Source organism: Duganella sp. CF402 (assembly GCF_900109645.1).
Lineage (GTDB): Bacteria > Pseudomonadota > Gammaproteobacteria > Burkholderiales > Burkholderiaceae_D > Rugamonas.
In genome coordinates this window covers 374,793-389,659 of the sequence record NZ_FOBG01000003.1, presented here as the reverse complement: position 1 = coordinate 389,659, position 14,867 = coordinate 374,793, and the positions used below count along the sequence as shown (strand labels likewise).

Annotated in this window: 11 protein-coding genes; 9 read left to right on the top strand and 2 right to left on the bottom strand. The window is 61.4% G+C overall.

Annotation, left to right across the window (positions count from 1 at the left end; all coding sequences use genetic code 11):
- Positions 1–193: 193 nt before the first annotated feature.
- From rpsD to BMZ70_RS23735, 4 genes are all read left to right on the top strand, one after another.
- Positions 194–817 (top strand): 30S ribosomal protein S4, encoded by a 624-nt coding sequence (gene rpsD / locus BMZ70_RS23750; RefSeq protein WP_092280154.1) that lies wholly within the window; start codon positions 194–196, stop codon positions 815–817.
- A 138-nt stretch (positions 818–955) separates the two neighbouring features.
- On the top strand, positions 956–1,933 hold the full coding sequence (locus BMZ70_RS23745) for a DNA-directed RNA polymerase subunit alpha (RefSeq protein WP_092280152.1): 978 nt from the start codon (positions 956–958) through the stop codon (positions 1,931–1,933).
- 175 nt (positions 1,934–2,108) lie between these two features.
- The gene (gene rplQ, locus BMZ70_RS23740; protein WP_072786830.1) at positions 2,109–2,504 is read left to right on the top strand and encodes a 50S ribosomal protein L17; all 396 of its coding nucleotides are present in this window, start codon (positions 2,109–2,111) and stop codon (positions 2,502–2,504) included.
- 124 nt (positions 2,505–2,628) lie between these two features.
- Positions 2,629–3,861, top strand: coding sequence for a PepSY-associated TM helix domain-containing protein (locus tag BMZ70_RS23735; protein ID WP_092280150.1), 1,233 nt, complete (start codon positions 2,629–2,631; stop codon positions 3,859–3,861).
- A 34-nt stretch (positions 3,862–3,895) separates the two neighbouring features.
- Here BMZ70_RS23735 and BMZ70_RS23730 read toward each other — a convergent pair whose 3' ends face one another.
- Positions 3,896–5,551 carry a M20/M25/M40 family metallo-hydrolase gene (locus BMZ70_RS23730; protein ID WP_092280148.1) on the bottom strand — a complete coding sequence of 552 codons (1,656 nt, stop codon included), beginning with the start codon at positions 5,549–5,551 and terminating at the stop codon, positions 3,896–3,898.
- A 135-nt stretch (positions 5,552–5,686) separates the two neighbouring features.
- Here BMZ70_RS23730 and dsbD point away from each other — a divergent pair, with 135 nt between their 5' ends.
- Complete coding sequence (gene dsbD, locus BMZ70_RS23725; protein ID WP_092280146.1) at positions 5,687–7,594, top strand: protein-disulfide reductase DsbD; 1,908 nt, start codon at positions 5,687–5,689, stop codon at positions 7,592–7,594.
- On the opposite strand, the gene BMZ70_RS23720 is transcribed toward dsbD, so the two are convergent.
- Complete coding sequence (locus BMZ70_RS23720) at positions 7,595–8,122, bottom strand: Spy/CpxP family protein refolding chaperone (protein WP_092280144.1); 528 nt, start codon at positions 8,120–8,122, stop codon at positions 7,595–7,597.
- A gap of 191 nt (positions 8,123–8,313) precedes the next feature.
- Here BMZ70_RS23720 and BMZ70_RS23715 point away from each other — a divergent pair, with 191 nt between their 5' ends.
- The 4 genes from BMZ70_RS23715 (at position 8,314) to BMZ70_RS23700 (ending at position 14,810) form a co-directional block, all read left to right on the top strand.
- Positions 8,314–9,042 carry a response regulator gene (locus BMZ70_RS23715; RefSeq protein ID WP_092280142.1) on the top strand — a complete coding sequence of 243 codons (729 nt, stop codon included), beginning with the start codon at positions 8,314–8,316 and terminating at the stop codon, positions 9,040–9,042.
- Positions 9,039–10,394, top strand: coding sequence for an ATP-binding protein (locus BMZ70_RS23710; protein ID WP_165403583.1), 1,356 nt, complete (start codon positions 9,039–9,041; stop codon positions 10,392–10,394). Before BMZ70_RS23715 ends, BMZ70_RS23710 begins: the two co-directional genes overlap by 4 nt.
- 126 nt (positions 10,395–10,520) lie before the next feature.
- Positions 10,521–11,657, top strand: a complete 1,137-nt coding sequence (locus BMZ70_RS23705; protein ID WP_092280138.1) for an efflux RND transporter periplasmic adaptor subunit — start codon at positions 10,521–10,523, stop codon at positions 11,655–11,657.
- Positions 11,658–11,660: 3 nt separating this feature from the next.
- Positions 11,661–14,810 (top strand): efflux RND transporter permease subunit, encoded by a 3,150-nt coding sequence (locus BMZ70_RS23700; protein WP_092280136.1) that lies wholly within the window; start codon positions 11,661–11,663, stop codon positions 14,808–14,810.
- The last annotated feature ends 57 nt before the right edge of the window (positions 14,811–14,867 follow it).

Below are 14,867 nucleotides of genomic sequence, written 5' to 3'. Positions count from 1 at the left end.
GGCCTGGCCAGCATTGCTGGCCTAGCTGTTACACAATAAAGCTGGTGCAGGAAGCTGGTAACAGCTATACTGCCCGGCTATTGTCGTCTGTTGGCTTGCCAGCAGACTTTAGCCACGTCTGGCTCATACGCAGACCAGACTAGCGTTCAATCCGCGTGGATTGGAACGTCATCATTTAAACAAAGGAAGCATCGTGGCACGTTACATCGGACCAAAAGCCAAACTCTCCCGCCGTGAAGGCACTGATCTGTTCCTGAAAAGCGCCCGTCGCTCGCTGGACAGCAAATGCAAACTGGACGTAAAACCAGGTCAGCACGGCGTTAAGTCGGGCGCCCGTACCTCGGACTACGGCAACCAGCTGCGCGAAAAGCAAAAAGTTAAACGTATGTACGGCGTGCTGGAACGTCAGTTCCGTCGCTACTTCGCAGAAGCCGACCGCCGCAAAGGCAACACCGGCGAAACCCTGCTGAAGCTGCTGGAAGCCCGTCTGGACAACGTAGCGTACCGTATGGGCTTCGGCTCGACCCGCGCTGAAGCACGTCAGCTGGTATCGCACAAAGCCTTCACCGTGAACGGCAACGTTGTGAACATCGCTTCGTACTCGGTTAAAGTCGGCGACGTCATCGCTGTGCGCGAAAAAGCCAAGAAACAAGTGCGTATCGTTGAAGCGCTGTCGCTGGCTGAACAAGTTGGCATGCCAGCTTGGGTGTCGGTTGATGCCAAGAAAATGGAAGGCACCTTCAAGTCCCTGCCAGAGCGCAATGAGATCGCTAACGACGTCAACGAATCGCTGATCGTCGAACTGTACTCGCGTTAATTGACGACATAGTCGTCACCCCGGCGCAGGCCGGGGCCCAATTTGTCGTAAGCCCGCCCGCTTCTCGAAGCGGGCGTTTTCACTAATGCCATCAGCCTTATCGGCCTAACGCGCCGAGGGTATTGAAGAGGACATTTCATGCAAAACAGCCTGTTGAAACCACGTATTATCGATGTAGAAGCACTGGGCGCCGGTCACGCTAAAGTCGTGATGGAACCATTCGAACGCGGCTACGGCCACACCCTGGGCAACGCGCTGCGTCGCGTACTGCTGTCCTCGATGATCGGCTACGCGCCGACCGAAGTCACCATCGCCGGTGTTGTGCACGAGTACTCGTCGCTGGACGGTGTGCAAGAAGACGTGGTTGACCTGCTGCTGAACCTGAAGGGCGTTGTGTTCAAAGTGCACAACCGTGACTCCGTCACCCTGACCCTGAAAAAAGAAGGCGAAGGCGCCGTGCTGGCTTCGGACATCGATCTGCCACACGACGTGGAACTGATCAACCCGGACCACGTGATCGCTCACCTGACCGCCGGCGGCAAACTGGACATGCAGATCAAGGTCGAAAAAGGCCGTGGCTATGTACCAGGTAACGTGCGTCGTCTGTCGGAAGACACCAACAAAACCATCGGCCGCATCATTCTGGACGCGTCGTTCTCGCCAGTGCGCCGTGTGTCGTACTACGTTGAGTCGGCCCGTGTCGAACAGCGTACCGACCTGGACAAGCTGATCATCAACATCGAAACCAACGGCGTGATCTCGCCGGAAGAAGCGATCCGTCAATCGGCGCGCGTGCTGGTTGATCAACTGAACGTGTTCGCTGCCCTGGAAGGCACCGAAGCTGCTGCAGAAGCACCTTCGCGCGCTCCGCTGGTCGATCCGATCCTGCTGCGTCCAGTGGACGACCTGGAACTGACCGTGCGTTCGGCCAACTGCCTGAAAGCAGAAAACATCTACTACATCGGCGACCTGATCCAGCGTTCGGAAAACGAACTGCTGAAGACCCCGAACCTGGGCCGCAAGTCGCTGAACGAGATCAAGGAAGTCCTGGCTTCCCGTGGTCTGACCCTGGGCATGAAGCTGGAAAACTGGCCGCCTGCTGGTCTGGAAAAATAACAGATTGGACGACAGTGCTGGACATCGCGTAGCGATGTTCTGCCCTGTTGCCAACTGATTAGCATTTGTAGCACCCGCCCGGCACATGTTGTGCCGGGCGTTCATCACTAAAAACCGGTCCGCGCTCATGTTGAGCGATCGAAGAACTCGGATATAAACATCGAAAGGAAGTACCATGCGTCACCGTCACGGCCTCCGTAAACTGAACCGTACCTCGTCCCACCGTCTGGCTATGCTGCGCAACATGACCGTATCGCTGCTGCGTCATGAAGCCATCAAAACCACGCTGCCAAAGGCTAAAGAGCTGCGCCGCGTTGTTGAGCCTATCCTGACCCTGGGCAAGACCGACACCCTGGCTAACAAGCGTCTGGCATTCGCCCGTCTGCGCGACCGCGAAATCGTAGGCAAACTGTTCTCGGAACTGGGCCCACGTTACGCTGCACGTAACGGCGGCTACCTGCGCATCCTGAAAATGGGTTTCCGCGTTGGCGACAACGCTCCAATGGCTTACGTTGAGCTGCTGGACCGTCCAGAAGTCACCGCTGTAGAAGACGCACCAACCGCTGAGTAATCAGCCGGTCGTCCCGCAGTACTGAAAAGCCAGGCCTAGCCTGGCTTTTTTTTCGCCTTTGGTTTGACATTGGAATGAGAATCGTTATCATTCATGTTTTGTCTGACTTAGCGAAAGAATTGCCATGCGCGCCTTTTGGACTCTGGTACACCGATACCTTGGCCTGATCACTGCCGGATTTTTGTTCATCAGCGGCATCACCGGCGCCGTCATTTCGTGGGATCACGAGCTGGACGACCTGCTCAACCCGCACCTGATGGAGGCCCACACGCCAGGCTCGCCGCAGCCGGTGCTGGCCCTGGCGCGGCAGCTGGAGGCGCGCTATCCGCAGATCCTGGTGTCCTACATTCCGCTGCAGCCGGAGCCGGGCGAGTCGATCGCCTTTGGCGTGTCGCCGCGCGTGAACCCGGCCTCGCAGAAATTGTACGAGCCAGGCTTTAACCAGGTATTTGTCGATCCGGTCAGCGGCGAGGAGTTGGGCAAGCGCGAATGGGGCGCGGTATGGCCGATTACCAAGGAGACGTTTGTTTCCTTTTTATATCGCCTGCACTACACCCTGCATATTCCGGAAATGTGGGGTATCGACCGCTGGGGTATCTGGCTGATGGGCGGTATTGCAATTATCTGGGTAATCGATAGTTTCGTCGGTTTTTATCTCACGCTGCCATTGCGCCGCCAAAGCGCATCCAAACCGTGGCTGCAACGCTGGAAACCTGCCTGGAAAATCCGCTGGAATGGCGGCGGCAATAAATTGAATTTCGATTTGCATCGCGCATTCAGTTTATGGACTTGGATATTATTGTTTATTCTTGCCTTTACCGCGTTCTCGCTGAATTTATACAGTGAAGTGTTCTATCCGGTAATGAGCAAGATATCGAAAGTCACGCCGACGCCATTTGATACCCGTCCGATGGCGGATATTCACAAACCATTTACGCCAGCGGTTGAATATCCAGCCATCATCCAGACCGCCGCACGTGAAGCGGCGCAGCGCGCATGGCCGGAACCGGTGGGCAGCGTGTTTTATACCAACGCATTTAATGTCTACGGCGTCAGTTTCTATAAACCGGGCGATGACCACGGCGCTGGCGGCGTCGGTCCGGCCTATTTATATTTCGACGGCGCCGATGGCAAGCTGCTGGGCGAGCGTTTGCCGTGGAAAGGCACTGCGGCGGATATCTTCGTGCAGGCGCAATTCCCGCTGCACTCCGGCCGCATCCTCGGACTGCCGGGCCGCATCCTGATTTCCTTCATGGGCGTGGTGGTGGCGATGCTGAGCGTGACCGGCGTGATTATCTGGTGGCGCAAGAGGGCGTCCCGCGTGGTGACTGCGGAACGCCGTGCCGTAGCATGCTAAAAATTGGCATGTACTAGCTATTTTTGAGTCTGACTTACTTCAAACGGCGGTCGCCGGCGGCCCTGAACTCGGAGCCGGCGTTCCATGTTGGCGTCACGCCTTGGGCAATATCCAGCCCAACCTGGAACAGCAGCTGGATATCCTGCACGCCGCCACTGAAATCCCAGTCGCTATGGAAACTGTCGGTCGGCTGGTGGTAATCGTGGGTGAAATAATTATCCACGACTTCACGCGCGTAATTCTCTGGTTTATCCAGATAGCGGCTACGGGCCTTGGTATATAAAACCGGCACGCCAGCGCGGGCGAATTCCAGTTGGTCAGCACGGTAGAAACTACCCAATTCCGAGCGAGAATCCTTTTCCATCAAACGGCCTTGCGACTTGGCGTATTTGTCCAGTAAGCCATCGATGCTGGAATGGCCGGAAGTTACGTTTTCAATTTGCGCAGTTTTGCCCCATGCATTGATGCCATCGATATTAATATTGGCGACGGTTTGCTTGAGCGGGTAGAGCGGATGCGCGGCATAATATTTCGCACCAAGCAGGCCTTTTTCTTCCGCCGTGGTGGCGATAAACAGAATCGAGCGTTTAGGCGCTTTCGGCAGGGCTTTATAAGCTTTCGCCAGTTCCATTAACGCCGCTACGCCGGATGCATTATCCAGCGCGCCGTAATAAATCTTTTTGCTGCCCAGATCGACGCCCAGATGATCCCAGTGCGCGCTGTAAATCACATATTCGTTTTTCAGCTTGGGATCGCTGCCTTCGATTTTCGCCACCACGTTTTTCGAATTGACGGTGCGGGCGATATTCTCGACTTTGAAATCCGCCGTGCCTTTCAGGCTGACCGGGCGGAAGTCCTTGGTCAGCGCCTGCTTTTTCAGGGTGTCGAAATCGTAGCCGGCGGCGTTCATCATGGCCTTGGCCTGGTCCAGCTGGATCCAGCCCGGCACGGTTGGCGCGTCCGGATCGTCGCCGGCGTGCAGCAGGTCGAAGTGCTCGGCCACGCCGCCGCTGCGCACCACGTCCCACGGATAGGCGGCCGGTTTTGTTTCATGAATGATAATGGCGGCTGCCGCGCCCAGCTTGGCGGCGATTTCATATTTGTAGGTCCAGCGGCCGTAGTAAGTCATGGCCTTGCCCTTGAACATGGCCGGATCCAGTTCGGCCGGGTTGGCCGGATCGGCAATCGCCGGGTCGTTAATCAGCATCAGGATGGTTTTGCCGCGCACGTCGACGCCTTTGTAATCGTCCCAGCCGTATTCCGGCGCCTGCACGCCATAGCCGACAAACACGATCTCCGAGTTGTTGACGTTGACCGTGGCCGGCTGGCTGGTCGAATGGGCGACATAGTCGGTCGGGAAATTCAGCGCCGCGGTTTTACCGCCGATGGTGTAGTTGAAGCTCGGCGTCGGCTTCTGGCCGCGCATCGGCACGGCTTGCACCCAGCTGCCGTCCGGATTGCCCGGCTTCAGGCCCAGCTTCTTGAATTCCTGCTCGATATAGGCCACGGTTTTGGTTTCGCCGGCGGTGCCGGGTGCGCGGCCTTCAAACTCGTCGGAGGCGAGGGTTTTGATGTGTTCCAGCAGGTCCTTGGCCGACACGGCATTCAACGCCTTGGCCGGTGCTTGCGCCAGCGCGGGCAGGGCGCTCAGGGCGAGCGCGGACAGCAGAAGGGGACGGAAAGAGGGCATGAGCTTGCTCCGAGGTGAGAAAGGGCCGAGTTTCGCATAAATCAAGCTTTTAAGGCCGTGCTCAGGCGGGAAAAACGCGCTCGGTGTACTATGCCTGTTGCTCCAATGACCAGACATTCCTGAGAGAAGATTTTCATGTCCCGATTTGCCCGTTTTGTCCGCCTGTTCGCGCCGCTGCTGGCGCTCTTCATGCTTGTGCTGCAGCCTGCGCGCGCTGAGGATTTTCTTGATCCGTCCGAGGCGTTCAAGTTTTCAGCGCGCATGGTGGATGGGCATACCGTCGCGGTGACTTTCCAGATTGCGGACGGCTACTACATGTACCGCGAGCGCTTCAAGTTCAGCGCGCAGGGCGCCAAGCTGGGCGCGCCGCAAATCCCGCCGGGCAAGGTGCACTACGATGAGACGTTTGCCAAGGATGTGGAGACCTATCGCAAGGGCCTGACCATCACCATTCCGGTGGAGGTGAACGGCGCGTTCACGCTGCTGGCGAGCGGGCAGGGCTGCTCGGAGAAGGGCTTGTGCTACGCGCCGCAGGATTACAAGGCATCGCTGACCGGTAGCGGCTCGGTGCCGTTGCCAGACGCGGCACCGAGCACCGCCACGACGTCTGCTGCTCCGGCTGCAGCGGTGGCAGGGCAAGGCGCGGTTAGCTTTGGCGTCGACGGCGCCAAGGCGGCCGCTGCCGCGCCGGGCGTCAAGATCTACACCGTGCCGAAGCCAACCGCCACCGACATTCCGCAGCCGGCTCCGGCCGCTGCGCCGACGACCGCGCCCGTCAACGAGTCCGGCCGCCTGGAAGCCGCTCTGAAATCCGGCAAACTGCTGGTTATCCTGCCGCTGTTCGCGCTGCTCGGCCTGGGCCTGTCGTTCACGCCATGCGTGCTGCCAATGGTGCCTATCCTGTCCTCGATCATCGTGGGCGAAGGCGCGCAATCGAGCCGCAGCCGTGGCCTCTTGCTGTCGGTCACCTACGCACTCGGCATGGCGCTGGTCTACACCGCGCTTGGCGTGGCAGCCGGCCTGGCTGGCGAAGGCCTCGCCAGCGCGCTGCAAAACCCGTGGGTGCTGGGCGCCTTCGCCTTGCTGATGGCGCTGCTGTCGCTGTCCATGTTCGGCTTCTATGAACTGCAAGTGCCTGCCGCGCTGCAATCCAAACTGAGCACCGTCTCCAACCGCCAGAGCTCCGGCAAGCTGGCCGGCGTCTTCGTCATGGGCGCGATTTCGGCGCTGATCGTAGGCCCTTGCGTGGCCGCACCGCTGGCGGCCGCGCTGGTCTACATCAGCCAATCGCGCGACGTCATCATCGGCGGCAGCGCGCTGTTCGCGATGGCGGTCGGCATGAGCGTGCCGCTGATCCTGGTCGGCGTCTCGGCCGGCGCATTGCTGCCGAAAGCCGGCATGTGGATGGATTCCGTGAAGCGCTTCTTCGGCGTGTTGATGCTGGCCGTCGGCTGGTGGCTGGTGTCGCCGGTGCTGCCGGGCGCGGTGCAGATGATGGGCTGGGCCGCGCTGTTCGTCGGCTACGGCATGTATTTGCTGCTGAACTCCGGCCAGTGGGTGGCCAAATCGGTTGCCGTGATCGTCGCCGTGCTGGGCGTGGCGCAACTGGTGGGCGTGGTCAGTGGCGGCCGTGATCCGCTGGCGCCATTGGCGCACCTCGCCGGCGGCAAGGCTGCGCATGAAGCGCCGCTGGCCTTCCAGCGCATCAAGACCGTGCAGCAGCTGGACGCCGTGCTGGCCCAAACCGGCGGCAAGACCGCCATGCTGGACTTCTACGCCGACTGGTGCGTGTCCTGCAAGGAAATGGAAAAGCTGACCTTCGTCGATCCGCAAGTGCGCGCCAAGCTGGCCAACAGCGTGCTGCTGCAAGTTGACGTCACCGCCAACGATGCCGACGACAAAGCCATGCTGAAACGCTTCGGCCTGTTCGGCCCGCCGGGCATCATCCTGTTCGACAAGCAGGGCAAGGAAATCGCCAACGCCCGCGTGATCGGCTTCCAGGATGCGGCGAAATTCACCGCATCCCTGTCCGCACTAAACTAATCAGCCTTCGTGGCGCGGGCCGCCTTCATGGCCCCAGCCGCCGTGATGGCCGCGATGACCATCATGGCCGCGACGGCCACGGAAACCATCGCGCTCGCCGCCGAAGCTGTGCTCATCGAACAGCGTCTGCTGCGCCGGATTCAGCTGGGCGTAGAACGCGGTCACCGCTTTCAGGCGGGTTTCCAGCGCCGCTTCATGCTTCTTGGTCATATCCAGCGCCAGGGTCAGGCGTTCCGGCGAGCTCAGCTTGTTGAACGGCTTGTGCTCCGGGCGCTGGCCGTCAAACGCGGCCGGCTTGATCGCGGCCTGATAGCTGGCCCATGCCGATTCCTGCTGCGCGGTCAGCTTCAGCAAATCATGCATGCGCGCCTGGCGCTTGGCGTACATGTCGGCCATCTTGGCCTGCACTTGCTCCTTGGTCGGGTGGGCGTCGTGCTGCCTGGCCATCGGTTTGGCTTCTTGCGCCTGGGCGGCTGCCATGCCCAGTACTGTAAAACCGATCAGGATGCTTTTGCGTAAGGTATTCATGGTCGTTCCTCCATCGTTGAGAATTTGGTCATCGCAGTGTTCTGCGCTTGTGACCATCTTCGTCGCCCAAGGTTGCTCTTACGTTGCTCCCGCCGAAGTTTTTGTATCCAGATGTTTCGCCTGCGATAAGCTTCTACGGCCATATACAAGACGATACAATAGGTTCATGGCCTTGCATGGATAATGAGCGCATGGAACCGACATCTACAATTCTGATCGTTGACGACGATCGCGATATCCGCACTCTGCTCGCCGACTACCTCGAATCGAATGGCTACCGCGCCCTGTGTGCCGCCGACGGCACCGCCATGTGGAAGCTGTTGGACGAAGGCCGGCCCGAGCTGGTGGTGCTCGATCTCAACCTGCCCGGCGACGACGGCCTGACCCTGTGCCGCAAGCTGCGCGCCCACTCGACCCTGCCGGTAATCATGCTGACCGCCCGCAACGAGCCGCTGGACCGCATCCTCGGCCTGGAAATGGGCGCCGACGACTACCTGCCGAAACCGTTCGAGCCGCGCGAACTGCTGGCCCGCATCCGCAGCGTCCTGCGCCGCAGCAACGCCATGCCGACCGGCGCCGGCGTCGACAAGGCGCAGCAAATGAAATTCTCCGGCTGGACGCTGGACCTGACCGCGCGCCACCTGCTCAATCCGGACGGCATCGTGATCATGTTGTCGGGCGCAGAATTCCGCCTGCTCAAGGTCTTCCTCGAGCATCCGAACCGCGTGCTCAACCGCGACCAGCTGCTCAACCTGACCCAAGGCCGCGACGCCGATCCATTCGACCGCTCGATCGACATCCAGATCAGCCGCCTGCGCCAGAAGCTGGGCGAAGACGCGCGCATGCCGCAGATCATCAAGACCGTCCGCAACGGCGGCTACGTGCTGGCCGGCCAAGTCACCGTGGAGCCGCAAGCGTGAGAGCTTTCCTCGGTTCGATGACCGGGCGTGTGTTCCTGGTCCTGCTGTTCGGCATCGTCGCCTCGGCGGCGCTGACCCAATGGCTGGCCGTGAATGAACGCACGCGCGCGCTGGAACGCTACCGCGACTTCCACGCACTGGAACGAGCCGAGCAGCTCATCACCACCGCCGACGTGATGCCGGAAAGCGCGCGGCCGACCTTCCTGGTGGCCGCCAGCCGTGGCACCGTGCGGCTGGAAATGAGCGACATGGCGCAAGCGCAAGCTCTGCCGCCGACTGAATTCTCGACCTCGCTGCAGCAACGCCTCGGCGAGCGCTACAAGCTGGGCCCGCTGGCCGAGCATCCGATCGCCTGCGACCAGCCGCGCCAGGCCAGCAGCATCTTTGCGCCGACCCAGTGGCGCGGCACCTGCGAAACCATGAACGTCACGCTGCACGACGGCCAGATCCTCAAGCTGTCCGTGCTGCCGCCGCGCCAGCCGCCGGCCTCGCCGCACAGCGAACTGCTGTCGCTGCTGCCGTTCCTGCTCAGCATTGCCTTCCTGGCCTACCTGGTGGCGCGCATGACCATCAAGCCGCTCAAGCGCCTGGCGCAAGCGGCCAAGGATCTGGGCAACGACATCAACCACCCGCCGGTGGCCCTGAGCGGCGCCTCGGAAATCCGCCAGGCCAGCGCGGCCTTCAACGCCATGCAGGCGCGCATCCGCCAGCACATCACCCAGCGCACCCAGATGCTGGCCGCCATCACCCACGACCTGCAAACGCCGCTCACACGCCTGCGCCTGCGGCTGGAAAAGGTCAGCGACCCGGAACTGCAGCAGCGCCTGATCGACGACCTGTCGGCCATGCAGCAAATGGTCAAGGAAGGGCTGGACCTGGCGCGCAGCATGGACTCCACCGAAACCATGCAGGCGCTGGATCTGGACGCGCTGCTCGACAGCGTCTGCAGCGACGCCACCGACGTCGGCCAGCAAGTCGAACTGCGCGGCCGCGCGGCGATGGCGCTGATGGGCCGGCCGATGGCGATCCGCCGCTGCCTGGTCAACCTGATCGACAACGCCGTCAAATACGGCCACTACGCCAACGTCACGGTGGAACGGCTGGCCGGCGCGGCGCGCATCCGCATCCGCGACGGCGGCCCCGGCATTGCCGCCGACCAGATGGCGCGCGTGTTTGAACCGTTTTACCGCATCGAGACTTCGCGTTCGCGCGAGTCCGGCGGCACCGGCCTGGGGCTGACCATCGCCCGCAACATCGCCGAACAGCATGGCGCCAATGTCACTCTGTCCAACCACAAGGACGGCGGGCTGGAAGTGACCTTGGTGGTGCCCGAGTACTACGCCGGCAATTAACTAACATTCAGGCAGAAAAAAACCTCCCGGCGGTAATACTGGTGCAGTTTTTCTCATAGATACTGTGCGACAATATTTCGCCTTATCAAGGCGGCGATATTTTTCGACATCATAAATATTATTAAAATGAAAAAATCTTCCTTAGCATTCGTGGTTGGCGCGATCGTCGTGATCGGTGGTGGCGTGTGGGCCATGACGCACCACGAGGCCGCGCCTGCCGCCGGCAAACCCATGAACGGCGGCCAGCAAGGCCCGACCACCGTGCGCATCGTGGCGCCGGTGAAGCAGGATGTGCCGGTGGTGCTGCAAGCGAACGGCACCGTGACGCCGATCAGCACCGTGGACCTGCATCCGCAAACCACCAGCACCATCGCCAAGGTGCACATCAAGGAAGGGCAGTTTGTGAAATCCGGCGAGCTGATGTTCACGCTCGACGACCGTACCGAACGCGCCAACATGGACAAGGCGGCAGCCCAGGTCGAGCGCGACCGCGCCTCGCTGGCCGACTACGAGCGCCAGTACAAGCGCGCCCAGGAACTGCTGGAGAAAAAATTCATCGCCCAAGGCGCGGTCGACACCCTGAAAAGCCAGGTCGACTCGGCCCGCGCGCTGCTGCAAGCCGATATCGCCGCCGCCCGCTCGGCCGGCGTGGACGCCAGCTACACCGCGATCCGCGCGCCAATGAACGGCCGCGTCGGCGCCATCAACGTTTATCCGGGCAGCCTGGTGCAAATGACCACTTTGCTCGCCACCGTCACCCAGCTCGATCCGATCACGGTCTCGTTCACGCTGCCGGAAACGGCGCTGTCGGGCCTGATGGCGGCGCAGCAGCAGGGCGCGGTGCCGGTGACCGTCCAGCTGGAAAACCCGGCCAAGGAAGTCAACGGCAAGCTCAGCTTCATCGACAACACGGTCGACCCGGTCGCCGGCGTGATCCGCGTGAAAGCCCAGTTCGACAACAAGGACACCACCCTGTGGCCGGGCCAGTACGTCAACACCAAACTGGTTTCCCACGTGATAAAAGATGCGACGGTGATCCCGCAAAACGCTATCATTAGCAACACCCGTGGCACTTTTGTGTACGCGGTGGACAAGGACCAATCCGCCAAGGTGGTCAATATCAAGCGCCTGTACGCGTTTGGCGAAAACGCCGCTGTGACCGGACTGGATGGCAACGAACAAGTGATTGTCGACGGCAAGCAGAACCTGCGGCCGGGCGGCAAAGTGCGTATCGCGTCCGATAGTCCCAAGCAGAAAGGCTAAGCGATGAACCTTTCCGAGTTGTGCATTCGTCGTCCGGTGATGGTGGTGCTGTTGTCGGCCACCCTGATCCTGGCCGGCGTGCTGTCCTACTTCTACATCCCGGTGGCGGCCCTGCCGAGCTACAACACGCCGGTAATTAACGTCTCGGCCGACTTGCCGGGCGCTTCGCCGGAAACAATGGCGTCCTCGGTGGCGCTGCCGCTGGAAAAGCAGTTCTCCACCATCGCCGGGCTGGCGCTGATTACCTCGACCAATACGCTGGGCAATTCCTCGCTGACGCTGGAGTTTGATCCAAGCATCAACGTCAACGAAGCGGCGGTCGATGTGCAGGCGGCGCTGCTGCGCGCGCAACGCCAGCTGCCGATCGAAATGACCGACCTGCCGTCGTATCGCAAGGTCAATCCGGCCGATGCGCCGGTGCTGTTCATGACCATGAACTCGCCGTCGCTGACGCTGTCCGAGCTGAACGACTACGCAGAAAACCTGATCGCACCGTCGCTGTCGACGCTGCCGGGCGTGGCGCAGGTATCGGTCAATGGCCAGAAGCGCTTTGCCGTGCGCATTCGCGCCAAGTCGGACCTGATGAACGCGCGTAACCTGACGCTCGACGAGCTGCAGCAAGCGATCAAGTCGGCCAACGCCAACACCCCGCTCGGCATCCTCGACGGCCCGTCGCAAACGCTGACCATCACCGGCAACGCCCAGCTGATGAAGGCCTCCGACTACGCCAACCTGATCATCGCCATGCGCAACGGCGAGCCGGTGCGCCTGAAGGACGTGGCCGACGTGCAGGACAGCTTCCAGTCGACCAAGGCGGCCGGCAGCTACAACGGTGAGCGCTCCATTGTGCTGCTGGTGCAGCGCCAGCCGGATGCCAACACCGTGCAAGTGGTGGACGGCGTGCGCCGCCTGCTGCCGCAGTTCAAGGCGCAGCTGCCGGCCTCGATCAACATCAACCTCGTGAACGACCGCTCGGTGTCGATCCGCGAAGCGATCCACGACGTCAACCTGACCCTGCTGCTGACCATCGGCCTGGTGGTGATGGTGATCTTCCTGTTCCTGCGCCGCGCCGCTGCCACGTTTATCCCGGCCATCACCATGCCGATCTCGCTGCTCGGTGCACTGGCGCTGCTGTACGCGTTTGGCTACTCGCTGGACAACGTCTCCCTGCTCGGCATCACCTTGGCCGTGGGCCTGGTGGTCGATGACGCCATCGTGGTACTGGAAAATATCGTGCGCCATATCGAGATGGGCAAGCGGCCGCTGGAAGCGTCGCTGGTGGGCGCGAAAGAAATGGGCTTCACCATCATCTCGATCTCCGTCTCGCTGGTGGCGGTGTTCATCCCGATCTTCTTCATGCCGGGCGTGATCGGTCTGATGTTCCATGAGTTCGCCGTGGTCGTCGCGCTGTCGGTGCTGGTATCGGCGGCGGTGTCGCTGATGCTGGTGCCGATGCTGGCCAGCCGCCTGTTGCCGGCCGACGCCATCGATCCCGAGCACGACAAGAGCAACTTCCTCGGCCGCTGGTTCGAGGCCGGCTTCGGCGCGCTGCGCAATTTCTACAGCCGCACGCTGGACGTGGCGCTGGCGCATCGCTACATCGTGCTGGTCGCCGCGCTGGGCACCTTCGCGCTGACGGCGGTGCTGTACATCACCATCCCGAAAGGCTTCTTCCCGGAGGAAGACCTGGGCCAGATCCGCGTCAACACGGAAGCCTCGGAAGACATTTCCTCGGCCGCGCTGATGGACCTGCAAGAGAAAGTCGCCGCCGTCATCAAGGCCGACCCCAACGTGCAGGACGTGACCTCCTTCGTCGGCGGTGGCAACACCGGCCGCATGTTCCTGGTGCTCAAGCCGCGCAACCAGCGCGCCAAGATGCCGCAAGTGCTGGACAGCCTGCGCAAGGCCACCAAGCAAGTGCCGGGCATCTCCGTCTACCTGAGCCCGGTGCAGAACTTGCAGCTGGGCGGACGCCAGTCCAAGTCGCGCTACCAGTACACGCTGCAATCGGTGAGCCCCGGCGCGCTCAACGAGTGGGCCGACAAATACATGGAGCGCATGCGCGCCGACCCGGACTTCCGCGACGTCACCAGCGATTCGCAGAACAAGGGCCTGCAAGCGTCGCTCAAGATCGACCGCGACAAGGCCAACAACCTCGGCGTGGCGATCGGCGACATCCGCACCGCGCTGTACCTTGCGTTTGGTGAGCGTCAGGTCTCGACCATCTACTCGCCGGCCGCCAGCTACTACGTGATCCTGGAAGCGGCCGACGCCGACCGCCAGTTCGACAGCGCCCTGACCAAGATTTCGGTGCGCAACAAGACCGGCCAGCTGGTGCAGCTGTCCAGCTTTGCCACCGTCGAGCGCACCATTGGCCCGACCGCCGTCAACCACCAGGGCCAGCTGCAAGCGATCACGCTGTCGTTCAACCTGGCGCCGGACGTGCCGCTGGGTGTGGCCACCGGCAAGATCGATGCATGGGCCGCCGACATGCACCTGCCGCCATCGATCATCACCAACTATGGCGGCGATGCGGCGGTGTTCCAGAGTTCGCAGGGCAGCCAGCTGATCCTCATTCTCGCCGCGCTGGGCGTGATCTACGTGCTGCTGGGCGTGCTGTACGAGAGCTACATCCACCCGTTGACCATCCTGGCCGGCCTGCCGTCGGCGGCGGTGGGCGCGCTGATCACGCTGCGCCTGTTCAACCTGGACCTGACCATGATCGCCATCATCGGCATCCTGATGCTGATCGGTATCGTGAAAAAGAACGCCATCATGATGATCGACTTCGCGCTGGACGCCCAGCGCAACCAGGGCATGTCGCCGGAGAAGGCCATCCACGAGGCCTGCATCCTGCGCTTCCGCCCGATCATGATGACCACGATGGCGGCGTTGATGGGCGCCTTGCCGATCGCGCTGGGCCTGGGCGCCGGCGCCGAACTGCGCCAGCCGCTGGGCCTGGCCGTGGTCGGTGGCTTGATCTTCTCGCAAGTCATCACCCTGTACATCACCCCGGTGATCTACCTGTTGCTCGATAAATACAGCGGCACCGGCCCGATGCTGGACGCTGAAATCGCCGCCGACAAGGCCATTCCAGTGGTCCCGCACGATCACGTGCAGCCCGTGCCGCTGAAAGCCGTGAACAAGCATTGAGCGGTAACAAGTTGATCTGATGTGGTCTCTTTATCATGGGCAAGTTGTCCACGATAA